26 protein-coding genes are annotated in these 21,731 nt (G+C 65.9%); 21 read left to right on the plus strand and 5 right to left on the minus strand.

Features of this window, described 5'->3' with window-relative positions; all coding sequences use genetic code 11:
- Nucleotides 1-78: 78 nt before the first annotated feature.
- The 11 genes from GH660_RS17905 to GH660_RS10620 all read left to right on the plus strand — a co-directional run bounded on the left by GH660_RS17905 (nt 79) and on the right by GH660_RS10620 (nt 9,642).
- Nucleotides 79-231, plus strand: a complete 153-nt coding sequence (locus tag GH660_RS17905; protein WP_194266293.1) for a hypothetical protein — start codon at nt 79-81, stop codon at nt 229-231.
- 73 nt (nt 232-304) lie between these two features.
- Nucleotides 305-1,498, plus strand: a complete 1,194-nt coding sequence (locus GH660_RS10575) for a class I SAM-dependent rRNA methyltransferase (protein ID WP_153146638.1) — start codon at nt 305-307, stop codon at nt 1,496-1,498.
- 9 nt (nt 1,499-1,507) lie between these two features.
- Nucleotides 1,508-1,789, plus strand: coding sequence for a hypothetical protein (locus tag GH660_RS10580; protein WP_153146639.1), 282 nt, complete (start codon nt 1,508-1,510; stop codon nt 1,787-1,789).
- Between the two features lie 75 nt (nt 1,790-1,864).
- The gene (locus GH660_RS10585) at nt 1,865-3,289 is read left to right on the plus strand and encodes a TonB-dependent receptor (protein WP_228276457.1); all 1,425 of its coding nucleotides are present in this window, start codon (nt 1,865-1,867) and stop codon (nt 3,287-3,289) included.
- A gap of 11 nt (nt 3,290-3,300) precedes the next feature.
- On the plus strand, nt 3,301-4,197 hold the full coding sequence (locus GH660_RS10590) for a metal ABC transporter solute-binding protein, Zn/Mn family (RefSeq protein ID WP_153146640.1): 897 nt from the start codon (nt 3,301-3,303) through the stop codon (nt 4,195-4,197).
- Nucleotides 4,194-4,778, plus strand: coding sequence for an ATP-binding cassette domain-containing protein (locus GH660_RS10595; protein ID WP_228276458.1), 585 nt, complete (start codon nt 4,194-4,196; stop codon nt 4,776-4,778). Before GH660_RS10590 ends, GH660_RS10595 begins: the two co-directional genes overlap by 4 nt.
- Nucleotides 4,768-5,532 (plus strand): metal ABC transporter permease, encoded by a 765-nt coding sequence (locus GH660_RS10600; RefSeq protein ID WP_153146641.1) that lies wholly within the window; start codon nt 4,768-4,770, stop codon nt 5,530-5,532. The genes GH660_RS10595 and GH660_RS10600 overlap by 11 nt, the downstream gene beginning before the upstream one ends.
- A gap of 45 nt (nt 5,533-5,577) precedes the next feature.
- Nucleotides 5,578-6,867, plus strand: a complete 1,290-nt coding sequence (locus GH660_RS10605) for an STAS domain-containing protein (RefSeq protein WP_153146642.1) — start codon at nt 5,578-5,580, stop codon at nt 6,865-6,867.
- Between the two features lie 14 nt (nt 6,868-6,881).
- Entirely contained in the window at nt 6,882-7,418 is a 537-nt protein-coding gene (hslV, locus tag GH660_RS10610; RefSeq protein ID WP_153146643.1) for an ATP-dependent protease subunit HslV, read from the plus strand.
- On the plus strand, nt 7,415-8,755 hold the full coding sequence (gene hslU / locus GH660_RS10615) for an ATP-dependent protease ATPase subunit HslU (RefSeq protein WP_153146644.1): 1,341 nt from the start codon (nt 7,415-7,417) through the stop codon (nt 8,753-8,755). The genes hslV and hslU overlap by 4 nt, the downstream gene beginning before the upstream one ends.
- A complete protein-coding gene (locus GH660_RS10620; RefSeq protein WP_228276459.1) occupies nt 8,752-9,642 on the plus strand; it encodes an AEC family transporter in 891 nt (296 codons plus the stop codon). The genes hslU and GH660_RS10620 overlap by 4 nt, the downstream gene beginning before the upstream one ends.
- 37 nt (nt 9,643-9,679) lie before the next feature.
- On the opposite strand, the gene GH660_RS10625 is transcribed toward GH660_RS10620, so the two are convergent.
- Genes GH660_RS10625 through GH660_RS10635 form a run of 3 tightly spaced genes read right to left on the minus strand, consistent with a single transcriptional unit; the run spans nt 9,680 to nt 11,537 of the window.
- On the minus strand, nt 9,680-10,168 hold the full coding sequence (locus tag GH660_RS10625; RefSeq protein ID WP_153146645.1) for a thioredoxin family protein: 489 nt from the start codon (nt 10,166-10,168) through the stop codon (nt 9,680-9,682).
- Nucleotide 10,169: 1 nt separating this feature from the next.
- Nucleotides 10,170-10,481 (minus strand): cytochrome c, encoded by a 312-nt coding sequence (locus GH660_RS10630; protein ID WP_153146646.1) that lies wholly within the window; start codon nt 10,479-10,481, stop codon nt 10,170-10,172.
- Between the two features lie 45 nt (nt 10,482-10,526).
- Entirely contained in the window at nt 10,527-11,537 is a 1,011-nt protein-coding gene (locus tag GH660_RS10635; protein ID WP_153146647.1) for an MBL fold metallo-hydrolase, read from the minus strand.
- Nucleotides 11,538-11,693: 156 nt separating this feature from the next.
- On the opposite strand from GH660_RS10635, the gene GH660_RS10640 reads away from it, so the two are divergent.
- The gene (locus GH660_RS10640) at nt 11,694-12,311 is read left to right on the plus strand and encodes a cytochrome c (protein ID WP_153146648.1); all 618 of its coding nucleotides are present in this window, start codon (nt 11,694-11,696) and stop codon (nt 12,309-12,311) included.
- Between the two features lie 63 nt (nt 12,312-12,374).
- Here the strand turns inward: GH660_RS10640 and GH660_RS10645 are convergent, their stop codons facing one another.
- Entirely contained in the window at nt 12,375-13,652 is a 1,278-nt protein-coding gene (locus GH660_RS10645) for an FCSD flavin-binding domain-containing protein (RefSeq protein ID WP_153146649.1), read from the minus strand.
- 12 nt (nt 13,653-13,664) lie between these two features.
- Nucleotides 13,665-13,970 (minus strand): cytochrome C, encoded by a 306-nt coding sequence (locus tag GH660_RS10650; protein ID WP_153146650.1) that lies wholly within the window; start codon nt 13,968-13,970, stop codon nt 13,665-13,667.
- Nucleotides 13,971-14,154: 184 nt separating this feature from the next.
- Between GH660_RS10650 and GH660_RS10655 the strand changes: the two genes are divergently transcribed.
- The 9 genes from GH660_RS10655 to GH660_RS10695 all read left to right on the plus strand — a co-directional run bounded on the left by GH660_RS10655 (nt 14,155) and on the right by GH660_RS10695 (nt 21,709).
- Nucleotides 14,155-14,487 (plus strand): helix-turn-helix transcriptional regulator, encoded by a 333-nt coding sequence (locus GH660_RS10655; RefSeq protein ID WP_153146651.1) that lies wholly within the window; start codon nt 14,155-14,157, stop codon nt 14,485-14,487.
- A 33-nt stretch (nt 14,488-14,520) separates the two neighbouring features.
- The gene (gene soxC / locus GH660_RS10660) at nt 14,521-15,867 is read left to right on the plus strand and encodes a sulfite dehydrogenase (protein WP_153146652.1); all 1,347 of its coding nucleotides are present in this window, start codon (nt 14,521-14,523) and stop codon (nt 15,865-15,867) included.
- Nucleotides 15,851-16,903, plus strand: a complete 1,053-nt coding sequence (locus GH660_RS10665) for a c-type cytochrome (protein WP_153146653.1) — start codon at nt 15,851-15,853, stop codon at nt 16,901-16,903. Before soxC ends, GH660_RS10665 begins: the two co-directional genes overlap by 17 nt.
- 22 nt (nt 16,904-16,925) lie before the next feature.
- The gene (gene soxY, locus GH660_RS10670; RefSeq protein ID WP_153146654.1) at nt 16,926-17,393 is read left to right on the plus strand and encodes a thiosulfate oxidation carrier protein SoxY; all 468 of its coding nucleotides are present in this window, start codon (nt 16,926-16,928) and stop codon (nt 17,391-17,393) included.
- Between the two features lie 36 nt (nt 17,394-17,429).
- Nucleotides 17,430-17,744: a thiosulfate oxidation carrier complex protein SoxZ gene (soxZ, locus tag GH660_RS10675; protein ID WP_228276460.1), complete on the plus strand. Its 315-nt coding sequence runs from the start codon at nt 17,430-17,432 to the stop codon at nt 17,742-17,744.
- A 68-nt stretch (nt 17,745-17,812) separates the two neighbouring features.
- A complete protein-coding gene (gene soxA, locus GH660_RS10680) occupies nt 17,813-18,628 on the plus strand; it encodes a sulfur oxidation c-type cytochrome SoxA (protein ID WP_153146655.1) in 816 nt (271 codons plus the stop codon).
- A 10-nt stretch (nt 18,629-18,638) separates the two neighbouring features.
- Entirely contained in the window at nt 18,639-19,292 is a 654-nt protein-coding gene (soxX, locus tag GH660_RS10685; protein WP_228276461.1) for a sulfur oxidation c-type cytochrome SoxX, read from the plus strand.
- 78 nt (nt 19,293-19,370) lie between these two features.
- Complete coding sequence (gene soxB, locus GH660_RS10690; protein ID WP_153146656.1) at nt 19,371-21,092, plus strand: thiosulfohydrolase SoxB; 1,722 nt, start codon at nt 19,371-19,373, stop codon at nt 21,090-21,092.
- On the plus strand, nt 21,089-21,709 hold the full coding sequence (locus GH660_RS10695) for a rhodanese-like domain-containing protein (protein WP_153146657.1): 621 nt from the start codon (nt 21,089-21,091) through the stop codon (nt 21,707-21,709). The genes soxB and GH660_RS10695 overlap by 4 nt, the downstream gene beginning before the upstream one ends.
- Nucleotides 21,710-21,731 lie beyond the last annotated feature (22 nt).

The following is a 21,731-nucleotide window of genomic DNA, read 5'->3' on the forward strand; positions in this document are numbered from 1 at the left end:
CGGGCTTCAATTGACGTTTCCGCCGCCAGCCACTATGATTCGCGGTTTCGAAAAATCGCCGGAATCAAGGAGTTAGTCATGGCCATCAACCGTACCCGCCGTTCTTCCCTGGAGCGCCGCTGCGTTTCCAAGTCCAGCAAGCGCCTGTTCAAGGGCACCGGCAAGACCATGTTCAAGGTCATCTACGCCGCCGAATGCCACGCTCGCAACCGCAAGGGTCTGGGCGCCTAAGCCGTTGCCGGTATTTCAGGCCCCGGTTGCCGCAAGGTGACCGGGGCTTCTTCATTTTGAGATCGGGAAAACCATGGCCCAGCTGATCCTGCTGCCCGGCAAGGAGCGTTCCGCCCTCAAGCAGCGCCATCCCTGGCTCTTCGCCGGCTCGGTCGGGCGCCTGGAAGGGCGCGCGCGGCCGGGCGACACGGTCGAGGTGCTGGCCGACAACCTGCGCCCGCTGGGCCGCGCCGCCTACAGCCCGCAATCGCAGATCCGCGCCCGCTTCTGGACTTTCGATCCTGAGGAATCGGTCGATGACGCCTTCTTCAAGCGCCGCATCGCCGCCGCCGTGGCGCGCCGCCAGGCGTTGCCGGAGCTGCGCGGCCAGCCGGGCCTGCGCCTGATCCACGCCGAATCGGACGGCCTGCCCGGTGTCATCGCCGACCAGTATGGCGACACCGTCGTCGTCCAACTGACCTCGGCGGGTGCCGACAAGTGGCGCAAGGCGATCGTCGCCGGTCTCGTCAAGGCGACCGGCTGCGCCCGCATCTATGAGCGTTCCGACTCCGACGTGCGCGGCCTCGAAGGCCTGGAACCGACGACAGGCTGGCTGCATGGCGAAGCGCCGTCGATGCCGCTGGCGATCGATGAAAATGGCGTGAGGCTGGCGGTCGACATCGCCGGCGGCCACAAAACCGGTTTCTACCTCGACCAGCGCGACAACCGCGCCTTGCTCGGCCAACTGGCGGCCGGCAAGGAGGTCCTCAACTGCTTCAGCTACACCGGCGGCTTCTCGCTGCAGGCGCTGGCCGGCGGTGCGGCGCATGTCCTGTCCATCGACTCCTCCGGCCCGGCGCTCGCCCAGGCCCGTGCCAACCTGGCGCTCAATCCCCAGCTGCCGGCTGCGCGCGCCGAATGGCAGGAGGCCGACGTTTTCCAGGCCCTGCGCGATTTCCGCAAGGACGGCCGGCTGTTCGACCTGATCGTCCTCGATCCGCCCAAGTTCGCGCCTTCCGCCGCCCATGCCGAGCGCGCGGCGCGTGCCTACAAGGACATCAACCTGCTCGGCTTCCGCCTGCTGCGCCCGGGTGGCCTGCTGATGACCTATTCGTGTTCCGGCGGCATCGGGCTGGAACTGTTCCAGAAGATCGTCGCCGGGGCGGCGCACGACGCCGGGCGTGACGCGCGCATCGTGCGCCGCCTGGCCGGCGCGGCCGACCACCCGGTGGCGCTGAATTTCCCGGAAGGCGAATATCTCAAGGGCCTGCTCGTCCAGGTCGACTAAACTGGCACCGTGAATCCGCTGCGTCATCTCCTGCTCGTCGCCGTCCTCCTCTTCGCCCAACTGGCGGCGGGGGCGCATGCCGTCACGCATGCGGCGGACGACGACAGCGGCTTGCCGACGCATGTCTGCGAGCTGTGCCTGGCGGCGCACGACCTGGGGGCCGCCCTGCCGGCGCTGGCGCTGCCGCCGCCGGTCGTCGCGCCGCAACTCCTTACCGAAGCGCTGCGCTGCCATGCCCGCAGTGCCTTCCCGCCGCCTGCCGCCGTGCAGCGCGGCCCGCCCGCCGCCTGAAAACGCCCCATTTTTTGCCGTCGACCGCAGTAGCCGAAGCCGCGGTCGCACCCATCGCGTTTTCAGGAGAATTCCATGTTGCACAAGCCATTTGCCGTGGCTGCGCTGCTCGCCGCCTCGTGCGGCGCGCAGGCGGCCGGCGATGCCGATCTCGCCGCCATCCGTGCCCAGATCGACGAAATGAAGAAGACCTACGAGCAGCGCATCGCGGCGCTCGAACAGCGGCTGGCCCAGGCCGAAGCCGACGCCCGGGCTCGGCCGGCGCCGGTCGCCCCGGCGGTGGCGCCGGGGGGCGCACCGGTGGCCGCGAACCCCCCCACCGCGGCGGGCGGCGCTCTCGCTGCCGCCAGCGCCTTCAACCCCGAGGTGTCACTGATCCTGCAGGGCCAGTACGCGCAGATGAAAAACGTGCCCGACCGCACCATTACCGGCTTCTGGCCGGCCGACGGCCATGCCGACCACGGCAAGGGCATCAGCACGCGCGGCTTTTCCCTCAACCACACCGAGTTGATCTTCAGCGCCGGCATCGACCCCTATTGGCGCGGCCAGGCGGTGCTCGCGGTTCAGGACGAGGCGGTGGACGTCGAGGAGGCGTGGTTCCAGTCGCTGGCCATCGGCCACGGCGTCGGCCTCAAGGGCGGGCGTTACCGCTCGGGCATCGGCTACCTCAACGAACAGCATCCGCACCAGTGGGATTTCGCCAATGCGCCGCTGATGTACAACGCGCTGTTCGGCGAGGAGGCGAGTTATCGCCAGGACGGCCTGCAGCTCAAGTGGCTGGCGCCGACGCCGATCTTCCTCGAATTCGGGAGCGAAATCGGACGTGGCGCCAATTTCCCGGGCACCGACAGCAACAAGAACGGTGCTGGCGCCTGGGCCCTCTACGCCCATCTCGGCGATGATCTGGGCGTTTCCAACAGCTGGCGGGCCGGGGTTTCCTACCTGAAGACCACATCCGGCGACCGCGAAGCCGATTTCCTCGACGTCAACGGCCTCGCCGCGCAGGGGCTGTTCACCGGCGATACCGACACCTGGCTGGCCGATTTCGTCTGGAAATGGGCGCCCAACGGCAACCCGAAGTACCAGAACTTCAAGTTCCAGAGCGAATACTTCGTGCGCAAGGACAAGGGCGAACTGACCTGCACCGACGAAGCCGGGGTCGGCAATGCCTGCGCGACGCCGGTCACCGGCGACTATGACACGCGCCAGCGCGGCTGGTACGCGCAGGGTGTCTTCCAGTTCACGCCGAACTGGCGGGCCGGCCTGCGCTACGACCAGCTCGACAGCGGGCGCCAGAACCTCGGCGTCAATGCGGCCAACCTCGTCGTCGAGGACTACCGGCCGAAACGCGCAACGGCGATGGTGGACTACAGCTGGAGCGAGTTCTCGCGGATGCGCCTGCAGTACGCCCAGGACAAATCCATGGCCGGGATCACCGACAATCAGTGGATCGTCCAGTACATCATGAGCCTCGGCGCGCACGGCGCTCACAAGTTCTGAGGAGAATGACGATGATCAGATTATTGACGATCCTGTGGCTGGCGGCTGCCAGCCTGCCGGCCGGCGCGGCGCTGCAGGTCTTCGCCACGGTGCCGGAATGGGCGGCGCTGGCGCGCGAAATCGGCGGCGACAAGGTAAGCGTGTTCACCGCCACGACCGCATTGCAGGACCCGCACCGCATCGAGGCGCGGCCATCGCTGCTGGCCCAGGCGCGGCGCGCCCAGCTGGTGGTGGCGACCGGCGCCGAACTCGAGGCCGGCTGGCTGCCGCTGGTCGTGCGCGATTCCGGGAATGCTGCCATCCAGCCCGGGCGCCCGGGCTACTTCGAGGCGGCGCGCTACGTCACGCTGCTCGACGTGCCGGCGGTGCTCGACCGCACGCACGGCGACGTCCATGCAGCCGGCAATCCACACATCCAGCTCGATCCGCGCAACCTGTTCCGCATCGGCGAAGCGCTTGCCGCCCGCCTCGGTGAACTCGACCCGCCCAATGCCAAGGCCTACGAGGCCGGCTACCGGGCCTTCGCCGGCAGGTGGCAGATCGCCGTCGCGCGCTGGGAAAAGGAGGCGGCGCCGCTGCGCGGCGTGCCGGTGCTCGCGCATCACGACTCCTTCGTCTACCTGGCGCACTGGCTCGGCTTCAAGGTCAGCGGAACGCTCGAACCGAAGCCGGGCATCGAGCCGACCAGCGGCCAGCTTTCCGGCCTCGTCGCGCGCCAGCAGAACGCGCCGGCGAAGATGGTGCTGCGCACCGCCTACCAGAGCGACGGCCCCAGCCAGTGGATCGCCGGCAAGACCGGCATCCCGGCAGTGATGCTGCCGTTTACCGTCGGCGGCACGCCGGAGGCCGGCGACCTGACCGGCCTCTTCGACGACACCATCCGGCGCCTGCTGAAAGGGCTGTCGTGAGCGCTCCCCTGATCCGCGCCCAGGGCCTGGTGGCGGGCTGGCAACGGCCGGCCACAGCGCCCCTCGATTTCATGCTGGAGGCGGGCCGCATACTCGGTCTCACCGGCGCCAACGGGGTCGGCAAGACGACGGTGCTGTCGGCGCTGGCGGGCAGCGCGCGGGTCTTCTCGGGGGCGCTGGAAATGCGCCCAGGCCTGCGCCTGGCGCTGCAGACGCAGGGCGTGCCGCCGGTGGATGGCGTGCCGCTGAGCGGGCGCGAACTGCTGGCGCTCACCGCCGCCAGTCCGGACGGGCTGCCGCCGTGGCTGGTCGGGCGCCTCGACCACCGGCTCGACCGCCTGTCCGGCGGGCAGCGGCATTACCTGACGCTGTGGACGATTCTGCAGGCGCCGGCCGACCTCGTCCTGCTCGACGAGCCAACCAACAACCTCGATGCCGCCGGCGTCGCCCACCTGGCAACGGTCTTGCGGAAGCGGGCGGAATCCGGCTGCGGCGTGGTGCTGGTCAGCCACGATCACGATTTCGTGGACCAGGTCTGCGATCAGGTCATGGTCCTGCAGGAGGTGGCGGATGTGGTCTGAACTTTTCCTGCTGCCCTTCCTGACCGGCCTCTGCCTGGCCCTCGTCCTGCCGGTGCTCGGCTGCTTCCTGCGCCTGCGCGACGAGTGGCTGGCGGCGCTGGCCTATGCCCACGTGGCCGCCGCCGGTGCGCTGCTCGCCCTGGTCGGCGGCCTGATGCCGGCGCTCGGCGGGATGGCCGCCGCCGCCCTGGCCGGTGCCGGCAAGCGCCTGTTCGCGCGCCGGCTGGCCGGCGGCGCGGCCTTCGCGGTGCTGCTGCTGGCCGGCTGGGCGGTCGCCGTCCTGCTCGCCGCTAACCAGCCGCTGGCCGAACGCCTCGGACATGCGCTGTTCGACGGCCAGCTGTATTTCTCCGGCGGCGCGCAACTGGCGCTGGTGGCGCCGTGGACCGCGTTCGCCGGGGCGGTGCTGCTCGTCCTGTCGCGCCACCTGCTGCTGGCGCGCGTTTATCCCGATTATTTCCGTGCGCGCCATCTGCGTGCCTGGCCGGTGGTGCTCGGCTTCGACCTGATTGCCGCGCTGACCCTGGCGCTGGCGACGATGACGATGGGCGTCATGGGCGGCTTCGCGCTGATCTTCGTGCCGGCGTGGATCGCCTTCCGGCGGGCCGCCGGCTGGCGCCGCGGCCTTCTGCTGGCGGTGGCGACCGGCGTCGTCGGCTATGTTGCCGCCTTCGCCCTGGCCCTCTGGCTGGATCAGCCGTTCGGGCCGGTGCTGGCCCTATTGCTGATCGCTCTCGGGCTGGTCATTGCATGACGGCGGGGAGCGTGCTAAAAGAATAGCTCTCTATTCGAGGACAGCATGGTTTTTTCGTTTTTCAAGAAGAAGGCAGAGAAAATGCCGGAGCGCGAGGTTGTGCGCCCGAAGCCGCCGGCCGCGCCGGCCCCCTTGAAATCCTCATCGCCCCCGGTCGCCGAGGAGGAGACGAGAAAGCCCGCCGAGCCCTTGCCCGACCTTGAGTTCACGCCGGGCGGCGTGCCCCCCACGGCCGCCAAGGCCGAGACCAAGCCGGCGGCGCCGAAGACCAAGGCGGAAATGGAGCTGGCGATCTCCGAATTCGAGCGCGAATACACCGAGTCGGACGTCATGGCGATCAACGTCGACCATGGCGCCGATTCGATCCAGTCCGACGTCGAGCAGGTGGCCGTCCTCTACGCCAACGGCCAGGACGCGGTCGTCCGCCCGCTGCTGGAATCGTTGCTCGGGGCCTATCCGGGCGCCGAAGGGCTGCGCCTGTGGCTGATGCTCTTCGATTTCCTGCAGCTGACCGGCGATCGCGCCGCTTTCGACAGGCTCGGCAGCGAATTCGTCCAGACCTGCGAGATGTCGCCGCCCGCCTGGCGCGAGCTGACCCCGCCGCCGGCGGCCGCCGCCGGGGCCGGGGCCGGGACCGGGGTGGGCGCCTGTTCGCTGCAGGGGATCATGACCATGGACGATGCGGCGGCGCTGCTCCCGCTGGCCGACGCGCTGAAGAGCAAGCGGCCGCTGCGCGTCGATTGCAGCCGCCTGCTCGGCTGCGACGACGAGATCGCCGGCCGCCTGGCCGAACTGCTGATGGGCGCCCGGCGCCAGGGCGCGGTGATCGTCCTCGAGCAGATCGAGGGCTTCATTCCCCGTCTGCGCGGCCGCCTGGCGGTCGGCGAGGCGAAGAACACCCGCTCCTGGCTGCTGCTGCTGGAACTGTTGCAGCGCCACGGCACCCAAGATGAATTCGAGCAGTGCGCGATCGACTTCGCGGTGACCTTCGAGCGTTCGCCGCCTTCCTGGGAAGCCGTTCCGGCGCCGAAGCTGCCGGTCGGCACCAAGCCGGCCAAGCCGGCAGACAGCGCGCACTACCTGAGCGGCGAGATCAGGAACAGCCGTTTCGAGGAACTGGCGGCGGTGCTGAACGGGGAAGACCATGTCATCCTCGATTTCGCGGCGGTGCGCCGCCTCGACTTCAGCTCGGCCGGGCAACTGGTCAATCGTCTGGTGCCGGTCAAGGAGAGCGGGCGGGACGTCGTCATCCGTAGCCCGAATCACCTGGTGGCGGAACTTATGGCCGTCGTCGGCCTCAACAAGTTTGCCCGCATCATCGTTCCCAAGTCTTAACGTCAGGAAGAATCATGGAGCAATATCACGGCACGACGATTCTGTCGGTGCGCCGCGGCAATTCCGTCGCCATGGGCGGCGACGGCCAGGTCACGCTCGGCAACATCGTCATCAAGGCGACCGCGCGCAAAGTGCGCCGTCTTTACCAGGGGCGCATCCTGGCCGGCTTCGCGGGCGGCACGGCCGACGCCTTCACGCTGTTCGAGCGCTTCGAGGCCAAGCTCGAGAAGCACCAGGGCAACCTGCTGCGCTCGGCGGTCGAACTGGCCAAGGACTGGCGTTCCGACCGCGCCCTGCGCCGGCTGGAGGCGATGCTGTCGGTCGCCGACCGCGAGGTGTCGCTGATCATCACCGGCAACGGTGATGTGCTGGAGCCCGAGCAGGGCATCGTCGCCATCGGCTCGGGCGGTTCCTACGCCCAGAGCGCGGCGCGGGCCTTGCTGGAAAACACCGAGCTGAGCCCGCGCGACATCGTCACCAAGTCACTGGAAATCGCCGGCGACATCTGCATCTACACCAACCGCAATTTCACGATCGAGGCCCTCGAATGACCGCGATGACCCCGCAGGAGATCGTCCACGAGCTGGACAAGCACATCGTCGGCCAGAACAACGCCAAGAAATCGGTCGCCATCGCCCTGCGCAACCGCTGGCGCCGCGCCCAGGTCGCCGAGCCGCTGCGCCAGGAAATCACGCCCAAGAATATCCTGATGATCGGCCCGACCGGCGTCGGCAAGACCGAGATCGCCCGCCGCCTGGCGCGCCTGGCCAATGCGCCGTTCATCAAGATCGAGGCGACCAAGTTCACCGAAGTGGGCTATGTCGGGCGCGATGTCGAAACGATCATCCGCGATCTGGTCGAGATGGCGATCAAGTCGCACCGCGAGCGCGCCATGAAGGCGATGCGCGGGCGCGCCGAGGACGCGGCCGAGGAGCGCGTGCTCGACGCCCTGCTGCCGCCGGCGCGCAGCCCGGGCTTTTTTGCCGAAAATTCCGAGTCGACCGCAACAGACGGTTCGACGCGCCAGAAATTCCGCAAGAAGCTGCGCGAGGGCGAGCTGGACGACAAGGAAATCGACATCGAGGTCGCCGCGCCGTCCATGCAGGCCGAGATCTTCGCGCCGCCCGGCATGGAGGAGCTGACGCAGCAGATTCAGGGCATGTTCCAGAACCTCGGCGGCGGCAAGAAGAAGTCGCGCAAGCTGAAGATCCGCGAGGCGCTGAAGCTGCTGACCGACGAGGAGGCGGCCCGGCTGGTCAACGACGAGGACGTCAAGACCGAGGCGGTCAGGGCGGTCGAGCAGAACGGCATCGTCTTCCTCGACGAGCTGGACAAGATCGCCAGCCGTTCCGAGATGCAGGGCGCCGACGTCTCGCGCCAGGGCGTGCAGCGCGACCTGCTGCCGCTGGTCGAGGGGACGACGGTGTCGACCAAGTACGGCATGATCAAGACCGACCACATCCTGTTCATCGCTTCCGGCGCCTTCCACCTGTCCAAGCCGTCCGACCTGATCCCCGAGTTGCAGGGCCGTTTCCCGATCCGCGTCGAGCTCGATTCGCTGTCGGTCGCCGATTTCGAGTGCATCCTGACCCAGACCGACGCCTGCCTGACCCGCCAGTACCAGGCGCTGCTCGAAACCGAGGGCGTGGCGCTCGACTTCGCCGAGGACGGCATCAAGCGCCTGGCCGAGATCGCCTTCCAGGTGAACGAGAAGACCGAGAACATCGGCGCCCGCCGCCTGCACACGGTCATGGAAAAGCTGCTCGAGGAAATCTCCTTCACCGCCGGCAAGGCCGGGCAGGAACGGCTCGTCGTCGACGCTGCCTACGTCAACGACCGCCTCGGCGTGCTCGCCGCCGACGAAGACCTTTCGCGCTACGTGCTGTGACGCCGGACAGCCTGGCGTTCCGGCTCGTCGCCATCCTCTTCCCGATCTTCGGGATCGTCGCCGCCGGCTATTTCTACGCCCGCCACCACAAGCCGGAAATGGCGGTAGCCAACCGGCTGAACATGGACGTCTTCGTCCCGGCGCTGGTCTTCGCGGCGATGGCCGGCAAGTCCTTCGACCTCACCGCCTACGCGCCGCTCGCCCTCGGCGGTTTCATCGTGCTGGCGACCTGCGGCCTGCTTGCCTGGCCATTGGCGAAGCTGATCGGCATCCAGCCGAAAACGCTGGCGCCGCCGATGATGTTCAACAACTCCGGTAATATCGGCCTGCCGCTCGCAGTCCTGGCCTGGGGCGAGGAGGCGTTGCCGGCGGCGGTGATCCTGTTCATGGTCGAGAACACGCTGCATTTCTCCTTCGGCGCCCGCCTGCTCGACCCGCACGCGCGCCTGCTGACGCTGTGGCGGGTGCCGGTGGTGGCCGCCGCGATCGCCGGCTTGGCGGTGGCGTTGCTGAAGATTCCCGTCTGGCAGCCGCTAGTCATCGCCATCAAGATGCTCGGCGACGTCTCGGTGCCGCTGCTGCTGTTCTCGCTCGGCGTGCGGATGACCGACGTGTCGTTCCGCGAATGGAAGGTGGCGACCGGTAGCGCCGTGCTGCGCCCGCTCGCCGGCATGGCGGTCGCCGCCGGCATCATCGAGCTGCTCGGCCTGCAGGGACGCGAGGCGGCGATGCTGCTGGTCTTCGGCGCGCTGCCGCCGGCGGTGCTCAACTTCCTGTTCGCCGAACGCTACAAGCAGGAACCGCAGCGCGTGGCGTCGATCGTCCTGATCGGCAACCTGGCGGCGCTGTTCTTCCTGCCGCTGGCCCTGGCGCTGGTGCTGCGCTGACCGCCGGTTGCGGTCGACGGCCCGGAACGGCCGATTTTCAGCGCGCCGTGAGCGCCAGCGCCGATTTCTCGACGGCCTCCTCGAGGTAGCTCGGGTAGAAATCGGGCAGTCGGGCGCCGACGATCGGCTCGGCGAGGCGCCGGCCCTGCGGGCCGTAGAAGGCGACGACCGGCACCAGCCGGATCTTCTCGCTGGCGGCGAAGCGCGCATGGGTCGTCGTTTCGCCGCGAAAATCGACGAGCGGCGCGTCGCTGTCCTGGTTGATCTGGCGGACGACCACCCGGTCGCGGTAGCGCGCCTGGGTGGCCAGCGGCTTCAGGTAGTCGCGCTTGACCGTTTCGCAGTACTTGCAGTCGTGGCGGCTGAAGACGACAACGAGCGGGGCGCCGGCGCGCGCCGCGCGGTCGGCGTCGGCGCGCAGGTCGACGGCGGCCGGCAGGTCGGTGCCGGCCGCCAGCGCATTGAGGGCGGGCAGGGCCAGTAGGCCGGCGAGCAGGGCGCGGCGGCGCGAACGCATCCGCTTCATCTCACTTGTCGAAATGGTAGTAATGCTGGTTCAGCCAGGCGGCCACGGCGCCCTCCTCCTCCGGGAACCAGCCCGAATTGACCTGGGCGTTGCAGGCGGCGACCCGCTGCAGGAGCTCCAGCCGGTTGGAAAGCATGCGGCCGTCGCGGGTATACATCTTGCTGCCGTCGCCGCCGTACATGCGGACGTGGCAGCTCAGGCAGGCCTTGTCATGTAGTGCCTTGGCCGCCTGCAGGTCGACCTTGCCCCACGGTTCCTCGGCGTGGGCGGCAAGCGGCAGCAGGGAGAGCAGGGCAACGAGGGGCAGGCGCATGGGATCTCCGGTGGGGCGATTGTTGACGTATGGCCGGCGTCGGCATCAGAAGCCGGCGGCTTCAGCTTCCAGGTAGGCGAGGCTGACGTACTTGCCGATGTTGCTCTCGAAGCCCTTGGTGTCGCGGGCCCGGCTGGCGACGCGCGGGTCCTTCAGCACCAGCGCCTTGGCTTCCTCCATCGGCAGGCCGTCCCTGACCGCCTGTTCGCACGTCCGGTAGATGCCTTCGAACAGCTCGCGGTTCCATTTGAGCACGTTGGGGCCGGGTTCGCCGTGGCCGGGCAGCCAGATCGTGCTGTTGGCGTTCTTTTCCAGCGCGTCGTAGGTCTTGAAGGTGCCGAGGTAGGAGCCGTCGTCCATGTTGGCGATGCGCCGGTCCATGGCGACGTCGCCGACGCAGGTCAGCCGGTCCTCAACCACCTCGATGCAGATGTCGGACGGCGTGTGCGCCTTGCCGTAGTGGTGCATGCGCAGGGTGACGTCGCCGAATTTCAGCTCGCTGCCATGGTCGATCGGCAGCGTCGGCGGCACGACGCGGGTGCCGAGGGTGGCCTGGTTGGTCCATTGCTCCATCAGCGTGCGCCACATGTTGCCTTGGACGCCGTTGATCTCCCTGATCGTTCCCGCGTGGGCGTACATCGGCACGCCCTTGAAGGCGGTGGCGAAGGCATCGTTCCCCAGCCAGTGGTCGCCGTGGTAGTGCGTATTGACGATCGCCACGACCGGCTTGTTGAAGGCCTTCTGCGCCTGGCGGATGGCCATTTCACCGATCTGCACCGAGGCGCCGGAATCGACGACGACCAACCCTCGGGCGGTATTGACGAAGGTGACGTTGCACATCATTCCCTGGTTTTCGGGGGTCGGGAAACCGTCGGGCGAGAAGATGATCCACACGTGTTTCGAGATCTGGCGCAGCGGATGGTCCTTGACCCGCGGCCCGCGCACGAAATCCTCCACCTCCTTGGCGAAGGCGCTCATCGCCCGCCACGGGGCGAACTCGGCGAGGCCCAGGGCGAACAGGCCGGCGGCGGTGCGCAGGAAATTGCGACGCTTCATCAGCATCTCCTGAAACGGTTAAATGCTAATCTTCGCGCCATCGCCGGCCGCCGTCTACTGTTTTTGCTCCAGCCGTCGGGCGGCCGAATTTTCGCCGTTTGAAAGCACGGTGTAAGCGAATTAATATTTGATATTGTTTGCTGGAGGAGGGTTCAAGTGGGTTACAAGCATGTGTTTTTGACGGGCGCGGCGCTCGTCGCCGGGCTGGCCAGCCTGTCGGCGCTGGCCGACTCCAAGGCCGATCAGTTGCGCGCCGAGGAGATCGTTTCCGGGCGCTGCTTCCTGTGCCACGGCATGGAAGGCGAGTCGGCAAGCCCGGTCTTTCCGCGCCTGGCCGGCCAGCATTCGGAATATGTCGCGCGCCAGCTCGCCGATTTCAAGAGCGGCAAGCGCAAGAGCGACACCATGAAGCCGCAGGCGGAAGAGCTGACGCCGGCCGAGATGAAGGCACTGGGGGCGTTCTTCGAGAAGAAGAAGGCGGCGACCAACGCGCCGACCGACGTCGAGATCCTGGCAGTCGGCAAGTACATCTTCAGCAAGGGCAATTCCTTCTCCGGCCTGCCGGCCTGCGCCAGCTGCCACGGCGCCAAGGGGCTGGGCACCCCGCAGCTGCCGCGCCTGGCCGGCCAGCACCCGCGCTACATCGAGGACCAGCTGAAGCAGTTCAACAAGCGCGAGCGGACCAACGACAACGCGGTCATGCACACCGTCGCCTCGAAGCTCAGCGAGCTGGAAACGCACGCTGTCGCCGAGTACATCGCGACGCTCGAATAGCTTTCCGGACGTCCATGAAAAAAGGCCGCGGATGCGGCCTTTTTTCGTTGGCGACGAGAAATCTCAGGCCAGCATGTCGGCCCAGATGTTCTTCGCCCAGCCGAGCGCGACCTTGCCTTCGATCTCGTTGCGCGCCGCCGACACGCCGCCGGCACCCTTGACCGGCTGGACGACCTTGGTCGCCGGGTCGTACTGGTGCACCGAGGTGACGTGGATCGCCTGCTTGGCATCGACGAAGCTGTAGCAGGTGTTCATGACCACCGGCGTCGGGCTCGGCTCCTGGCCGGAGAGCAGGTTGAGGATGGCGGCGGCAGCCAGCTTGCCATGCTGGTTGGCCATGTGGCCGGACTTCGGCATGGTCGGCGCCGGGAAGATGGCGTCGCCGATGACATGGACGCCCGGCGTGCTGTTGACCTCCATCGACAGCCAGTTGATGTCCACCCAGCGGTTGTTGATCAGCTTGAGCCCCGACTTGGCGGCGATGTCGCCGGCGCGGTGCGGCGGAATCACGTTGAGCACGTCGGCCTTGAACTTGTCGAATTCGAGGATGGCGGTGTTGGTCTTGACGTCGACATCCTTCAACTCGCTGTTGTTGCGGTATTCCAGCGTGCCCTTGTAGAGGTCTTCCCAGGCCTTGACGAACAGCCCCTTCTTGGAGACCACGTCCTCGTTGGCGTCGAGGATGATGACCTTCGATTTCGGCTTGTTCTGCTTGAAGTAGTTGGCCACCAGGCAGGCGCGCTCGTAGGGTCCGGGCGGGCAGCGGTAGGGGGCCTTGGGGATGGCGATGGCGTAGGTGCCGCCGTCCTTCATGCCTTCCAGCTGCTTGCGCAGGGCGACGGTCTGCGGGCCGGCCTTCCAGGCGTGCAGGACCTTCGCCTGGGCGTCGGCGTTGTTGAGGCCGGGAATCTGGTCCCACATGAAATCGACGCCGGGCGACAGCACCAGCCGATCGTAGGACATGGCGCCGCCCTTGGCGAGCGAAATCGAGCGTTTGGCGGCGTCGACCGCAACCACTTCGTCCTGGACGATGCGTACGCCCCACTTGTTCTTCAGGCCGTCGTAGCTGACCGTGATGTCTTCCATCGTCTTGGTGCCGCCGATCACCAGGTTGGAGATCGGGCAGGAGATGAAGGTCGGGTTGCGCTCGATCAGCGTCACCTGGACACTGCCTTCGCTCCACATGCGCAGGTACTTGGCGACCGTGGCGCCGCCGTAGCCGCCGCCGACAACGACGACATGGCCGCTGGCCTTGCCGCCGCCGGCACAGCCGTAGAGGGAGGCCATCGCGCCGGCTGCCGCGCCGACCTTGAGGAAATCGCGTCTTTTCATCAGCATCATGGTTGTCTCCCCTTATTTTTGTGCGGCGAAATAGCCGGCGATCAGATCGAGTTGCTCGTCGGTGTAGCCCTTCGAGATCTGATGCATGATCGAGGCGGGTTTGACGCCGCTCTTGAAGTCGGCCAGCTTCTGCAGGATCTTGGCCTTGTCGACGCCGGCCAGCGCGTCGATGCCGGAACCGGGAACGGCATGGCCGTTGGTGCCGTGGCAGTTGGCGCAGGTCGCCGCGAGGTTGCGGGCCAGGTTGGGATCGGCCGCGTGCGCGGCACCGGTTGCAGCGAGCAGGCCGAGCGCTGCGACAGTGGGTAGCAGTTTCATCGAGACATCTCCTCAGAGTGATGTGGGCACGCCATATAGCCGATTCTTGTGCGTTGTGCTTATCAGCGTAGAGCAAAGGGTATAGGCCTTTGGTCCAAATTGCATGCTGCATTGCAACAATATAAGTAGTTGACTATATAAGTACGCAGTTATACATTATTTCTTAATACAGATCAAAAACGCGATGGACGAGACAAACCAGGTGTTCGAACAAGTGGCGCATTACTTTGGATTGCTGGCCGATCCGACGCGTTTGCGCATTCTCTCCTGCCTGTGCGGCGAGGAGCGCCCGGTGCATGAAGTGGTGGAAACCGTCGGCCTGACGCAGGCCAACATTTCCCGCCACTTGAACATCCTCTACCGGGCCGGGGTGGTCGACCGGCGGCGCGAGGGGAGTTCGGTCTACTACCGCGTCGTTGATCCGAATTTCGTCGATATCTGCCGAACGGTCAGCATTACGGTGGCGAGCCGTGACCTGGGCGAGCAGATGGGGATCGTCGGCAGCACTTCGCGGTAAATCAGTCAATCAAGTCAGAGGGGAGTCATCTCGATGGTGGATAGCGTCAACAAGCCGGGGCGTTTGCGGCCCGCTCCGGAAAACTTCCTGTCGGAAGAGCAGATCAAGGCCGTTGGCGCAGGGCGGCGCGATTTCCTGAGGAAGAGCTTCCTCGCCGCCGGCGCCGCGCTGGCGGCCCCGCTGGCGGCACGTGCCGCCGACGGCGATCCCAACATCCTGCAGAACCCGGAATGGACGACGACCCTCGGCCAGCCGGTGGCGCTGCGCCCCTATGGCTCGCCGTCGAAATACGAGAGCCAGCTGGTGCGCCGCGAATCGCCCGGCCTCGCGCGTGTCGGCGGGGCCTCGGTCTCCTTCGCGCCGCTGCAGGGCATGTTCGGCATCATCACGCCGTCCGGCCTGCATTTCGAACGCCACCACCAGGGCTGGCACGACATCGATCCGTCGCGCCACCGGCTGATGGTGAACGGTTCCGACGATTCGCTGCTCAAGAAGCCCAAGGTCTACACCATGGACGAACTGATGCGCCTGCCGCCGGTGTCGCGCATCCACTTCATCGAGTGCGGCGCCAATACCGGCCTCGAATGGGGCAACGTCGCGGTGCCGACCGTCCAGTACACGCACGGCATGTTGTCCTGCTCCGAATTCACCGGCGTGCCGCTGAAGACACTGCTGGATGACTGTGGCGTCGATTACAAGAAGGCCCGCTACGTGCTGGCCGAAGGCGCCGACGGCTCGTCGATGACGCGCACCATCCCGATGGAAATGGTGGAGTCCGGCGAAGTGATGGTCGCCTACGGCCAGAACGGCGAAATGCTGCGCCCGGAAAACGGCTACCCGCTGCGCCTGGTGGTGCCGGGCGTGCAGGGCGTGTCCTGGGTCAAGTGGCTGCGCCGCATCGAGGTCGGCGACAAGCCCTGGGCGACCAAGGACGAGGCCGTGCATTACATCGACCTGCTGCCCAACGGCCTGCATCGCCAGTACAGCTCGATCCAGGAATGCAAGTCGGTCATCACCACCCCGTCGGGCGGCCAGACGCTGCTCGACAAGGGCTTCTACAACGTCTCCGGCATCGCCTGGTCCGGCCGCGGCAGGATCAAGCAGGTCGATGTCTCGTTCGACGGCGGCATCAACTGGCAGACCGCCCGCATCGAAGGCCCGATCCAGAACAAGGCGCTGACCCGCTTCAACATCAACTGGGTGTGGGACGGCAAACCGGCCATCCTGCAATCGCGGGCGATGGACGAAACCGGTTTCGTGCAGCCGACCTACGGCCAGTTGCGCAAGGTGCGCGGCACCAAGTCCATCTATCACAACAACGCCATCCAGTCCTGGAAAGTGGTCGAAAGCGGGGAGGTCAGCAATGTCCAGGTTCTCTAAATCGGTTCTGGTTTTGGCCCTGTTCGGGGCGTCGACCGCAGCAGTCGCCTTCGACAACTTCAAGGGCGTCGGCCGCCAGGCGACGCCGGCCGAAGTGAAGGCCTGGGACATCGACGTACGTCCCGATTTCAAGGGCCTGCCAAAGGGGTCGGGTTCGGTCGATCGCGGCCAGGAACTGTTCGAGGAAAAGTGCGCGTCCTGCCACGGCACCTTCGGCGAGTCGAACGAAGTGTTCACGCCGCTGGTCGGCGGCACCACCAAGGACGACATCAAGGCGGGCCGCGTCAAGGGCCTGTCCTCCGGCGAACTGCCGCAGCGCACGACCTTCACCAAGGTGGCGACGATCTCGACCGTCTTCGACTACATCCAGCGCGCCATGCCGTGGACGGCGCCGAAGTCGCTCAAGCCGGACGACGTCTACGCCATCCTGGCCTACATGCTGAACCTGTCGGAAATGGTGCCAAGCGATTTCGTGCTGTCCGACAAGAACATCGCCGACGTCCAGAAAATGCTGCCCAACCGCGACGGCATGACGACCGACCACGGCATGTGGCCGGGCGCCTCGGCTGCCAAGGGTGGCATCGGCAACGGCGGCAAGCCGGACACCAGCAACAAGGCGTGCATGAAGAACTGCAAGAGCGAAGTCCAGATCGGCTCGACCCTGCCCGACTACGCGCGCACGGCGCACGGCGAACTGGCCGACCAGAACCGCAGCTACGGCCCGGTTCGCGGCACGAAAACGCTGGGGACCGCGGCCGCCGCCGCGGCGCCGGCCGCGGTGTCGCCGGCCATGGAACTGGCGACCAAGAACGGCTGCATGGCCTGTCACGGCGTCAACAACAAGATCGTCGGCCCCGGCTACAACGAGGTTCAGGCCCGCTACAAGGACCAGCCGGATGCGGAAACCCGCCTCGTGGCCAAGGTCAAGAACGGTGGCCAGGGCGTTTGGGGTTCGGTACCGATGCCGCCGAACGCGCATTTGCAGGATGCAGACATCAAGACACTGGTGCAGTGGATCATGGCCGGTGCCAAGTAATCGATTTTTGAGAGGAGAAGTCATGAACAATCAACGTCGTACCGTACTGAAATCGGGCTCCGGGGCTGCGCTCCTGGGCATTCTCGCCGCCGCCGGCATCATCAAGCCGGGCATGGCCCTGGCCGAATGGAACAAGGCGGCCTTCGAGGCCAAGAGCATGGCCGATACGCTAAAGGCCCTGGGTGCCGGCAGCCCGGCCGACAGCAAGGATGTCCAGGTCACCGGCCCGGACATCGCCGAAAACGGCGCCGTGGTGCCGGTCGGCGTCAGCTCGACGCTGCCCAATGTCACGATGGTCGCCATCCTGATCGAGAAGAACCCGAACGCGCTGGCCGCCAGCTTCACGCTGCCGGAAGGTACCGAGGCCAACGTCCAGACGCGCGTCAAGATGGGCCAGACCTCCAACGTCTACGCGCTGGTCAAGTCGGACGGCAAGTTCTTCATGGCGACCAAGGAAATCAAGGTCACCCTCGGCGGCTGCGGCGGTTAAGCACCCACGACTTTCAGAGAATTCAAGGAGATTTACATGGCAGCAAACCCGATGAAGATCCGCGCCAACAACAAGGATGGCGTGACCGAAGTGAAAGTCCTGATCAGCCACGAGATGGAAACCGGCCAGCGCAAGGACGCTTCCGGCGCCATCGTGCCGGCCTGGTTCATCACCGACCTGACGGCCAAGCACAACGACCGCCTGGTGCTCGGCGCCGAGTTCGGCACCGCGGTTTCGAAGAACCCCTACCTGGCCTTCCGCTTCAAGGGCGGCGCCAAGGGCGACAAGATCGTTGTCAGCTGGAAGGACAACAAGGGTGAAACCCGCACCGACGAAGCAGCCATTGCCTGATTGAATGAAAAACGGCGGCAAGGCGGCGTCGACCGCAGCCGCCGCTCGCATTCCCCGGAGGAGTTGAAATGATCCAACGTTTTATCAGAACGCTGGTCGGCGCGGCTGTGGTTGCGGCGTTTGCCGGCAGCGCAGCGGCGCAGGACAGCAAGGTCGCCGACGAACTGGCGAAATACCGCGAGGCGCTGGCCGACGGCAACCCGGCGGACCTGCTCGAAGTCAAGGGCGCCGCATTGTGGGCCGAAAAGCGCGGCCCGAAGAATGCCTCGCTCGAACAGTGCGACTTCGGCCTCGGACCCGGCAAGCTGGACGGCGCCTACGCCCAGTTGCCGCGCTACTTCAAGGACACCGGCAAGGTGATGGACGTCGAGTCCCGTCTCGTCCATTGCATGGTCACCCTGCAGGGCTTCAAGCAGGAAGACGTGACCAAGCAGTGGTTCTCGAAGCCGGGCACCGAATCCGACATCGAGGCGCTGGTCACCTTCATCGGCGCCAAGTCGAACGGCATGCCGATCAACGTCCCGGCCACCCATCCGGAAGAGAAGAAGATGTACCAGATCGGCGAATACGTCTTCTACCGTCGCTCCGGCCCGCAGGATTTCTCCTGCGCCATCTGCCACGGTCAGGATGGCAAGCGCATCCGCCTGCAGGAACTCGGCAACCTGACGACCAAGGAAGGGGCCGGAACGGCGATGAAGACCTGGCCGTCCTACCGCGTTTCGCAAGGCGCGGTGTGGACCATGGAGCGCCGCCTGATCGACTGCATGCGCCAAGCCCGCTTCCCCGAACCGAAATATCTCTCCGATTCCATCATCGCGCTGCAGGTCTATCTGCAGAAGAACGCGACGGGCACCGTGATGGAAACGCCGGGCATCAAGCGCTGAGGGGACGACGATGAAAAAACTGATGTTTGCAGCCCTGTGCGCTGCCCTGGCCCAGACTGCGCTGGCCCAGGAAAGGACGCCGTCGGGCAAGGCGGTTGCCAAGAACCCCGTTTCCGCCGAGGCGGAACAGGTGTTCCGTAACTCGTTCCGCCCGGACAATCCGAAATACTGGATGAGCCGCCTCGAGCAGGACGACGCAATGAAGCTGTGCGGCCAGTACAAGGACAACCCGCCGGCGGCCGTGCGCCAGAAGATCGAGCTGGCGCAGAAGGCGACGATCCGATATCCGGTCGACGGCAAGCTGATGGGCAAGTGGCAGGAAGGCGAAAAGATCGCCGCCCACGGTCGCGGCGGCCATATCGGCTTCATCCAGCCGGATGCGCCGATGACCCCGCGCGGCGGCAACTGCTACGCTTGCCATCAACTGGCCGCAAAGGAAGTCGCCTACGGCACCATCGGCCCCAGCCTGCACCATTTCGGCAAGCTGCGCGGCAATTCCGACGATATCGTCAAGTACGCCTACGACAAGATCTACAACTCCAACGCCTTCAACGCGTGCACCAACATGCCGCGTTTCGGCCTGCACAACTGGCTGACCCCGGAGGAGATCACCCACGTCGTGGCCTTCCTGATGGACCCCGAATCGCCGGTGAACAAGGACTGAACTTGCGTGCTTGGCCCGGCCGGGAAACCGGCCGGGCATTTTTTGGCATCGCCGAATCTCAAATTTCAAGGAACACACATGAGCATGAATCGTCGGGAGTTTCTCCAGGTCATGGCCGTCGCCGCTGCCGGCGGCATGTCGCTGCACAGTGATTTCGCGCTGGCCGAAAAAGGCGCGGCAAAGATGTACGACCTGCCGAAATTCGGCAACGTCAGCCTGCTGCACATTACCGACTGCCATGCCCAGCTGCTGCCCATCTACTTCCGCGAGCCGAACGTCAATCTCGGCTTCGGCGACCAGTTCGGCCAGGTGCCGCACCTGGTCGGCAATGCCTTCCTCAAGCGCTTCGGCATCAAGCCCGACACCATCGACGCGCACGCCTTCACCTTCCTCAATTTCGAGAAGGCGGCCGAAACCTACGGCAAGGTCGGTGGTTTCGCCCATCTGGCGACGCTGGTCAAGCGCATGAAGGCCAACCGCCCGGGCGCACTGTTGCTCGACGGCGGCGACACCTGGCAGGGTTCCGGCACGGCGCTGTGGAGCAACGCGCAGGACATGGTCGACGCCTGCAAGGCGCTTGGCGTCAATGTCATGACCCTGCACTGGGAATCGACCTACGGCGAGGCGCGGGTCAAGGAAATCGAAGAAAAGGATTTCGCCGGCCAGATCGACATCGTCGCCCAGAACGTCAAGACCACCGATTTCGGCGATGCCGTCTTCAAGCCCTTCGTCATGAAGAAGATCAACGGCGTGCCGGTGGCCATCATCGGCCAGGCCTTTCCCTACACGCCGATTGCCAACCCGCGCTGGCAGACGCCGAACTGGAGCTTCGGCATCCAGGAAGACAACATGCAGAAGACCGTCGACGAAGCGCGCGGCGCCGGCGCCCAGGTCGTCGTCGTCCTCTCGCACAACGGCATGGACGTCGATCTCAAGATGGCCTCGCGCGTGCGCGGCATCGACGCGATCATGGGCGGCCACACGCACGACGGCGTGCCGGCGCCGGTGGTCGTCAAGAACCCCGGCGGCCAGACGCTGGTGACCAACGCAGGTTCCAACGGCAAGTTCCTCGGCGTCCTCGATTTCGATGTGAAGAACGGCAAGGTCGCCGATTTCCGCTACAAGCTGCTGCCCGTCTTCGCCAACCTGCTGCCGGCCGACAAGGCGATGCAGGCGCTGATCGACAAGGCGCGTGCGCCCTACCTTTCCAAACTCAACGAGAAACTGGCGGTCACCGAGGGTACGCTGTTCCGCCGCGGCAACTTCAACGGCACCTTCGACCAGGTCATTCTCGATGCGCTGATGAAGGTCAAGGACGCCGAGATCGCCTTCTCGCCAGGCTTCCGCTGGGGCACTTCGCTGCTGCCCGGGCAGCCGATCCTGATGGAGCACGTGCTCGACCAGACGGCGATCACCTACCCGTGGACGACGGTGACCAATATGAGCGGCGAGACGATCAAGACAGTGCTCGAAGACGTCTGCGACAACCTGTTCAACCCCGACCCCTACTACCAGCAGGGTGGCGACATGGTGCGCGTCGGCGGCCTGCAATATACCTGCGACCCGACCGCCAAGATGGGCAGTCGCATCCAGAACATGATGCTCAAGGGGCAGCCGATCGACCCGGCGAAGACCTACAAGGTCGCCGGCTGGGCGCCGGTGTCGGAAGAGGCCAAGGGCGTTGGCGAGCCGATCTGGGACGTCGTCGCCAAGTACCTGCGCGACCTCAAGACGGTCAAGCCGGTCAATCTCAACCTGCCGAAGCTCAAGGGCGTCGACAACAACCCGGGGATGGCATGATGCGCCGGCCGTCGATCAAGGTAATCCTCGCCGCCGGCCTGCTGGCCGCCACCACCTTCGCCAACGCTGCCGACTGGGCGCCGGGCAGCACCGACTGGGCTAGCCTGCCGGAAGTCAAACGCAGCAAGGTGGCGCTTTACCTGACGCCGCAGCAGGCCTACGAGATGAAGAAAAAAGACCCGAAAGGCGTCGCCTTCTTCGACGTCCGTACCCGGGCCGAAGCCATGTACGTCGGCTGGCCGGGCGATGCCGACGCCCTCGTACCTTTCGTCGAACATCCGGAAATCATGAGCGACTGGGATGAAAAGCGATTCATGTACAAGCTTGAACCGAACCAGGATTTCGTGCCGGAAATCGAGCGCCGCATGAAGGAAATGGGTCTCGGCAAGGACGCGCCGGTGATCCTGATTTGCCGCTCCGGCGACCGCAGCTCCAAGGCGCAGGATCGCCTGCAGGCTGCCGGTTTCACGCGCGTCTACAGCATCGCCGAAGGCTTCGAGGGCGATACCGCGAAAGATGGCGCGAAGTCCGGCCAGCGCACGGTCAACGGCTGGAAGAATGCCGGTTTGCCGTGGACCTACAAGCTGGACAAGGCGAAGATGTATTTTCCGCACTGATTGCCGGGAAAATCAGAAAACT

The organism is Dechloromonas sp. H13, assembly GCF_009469615.1.
GTDB lineage: Bacteria > Pseudomonadota > Gammaproteobacteria > Burkholderiales > Rhodocyclaceae > Azonexus.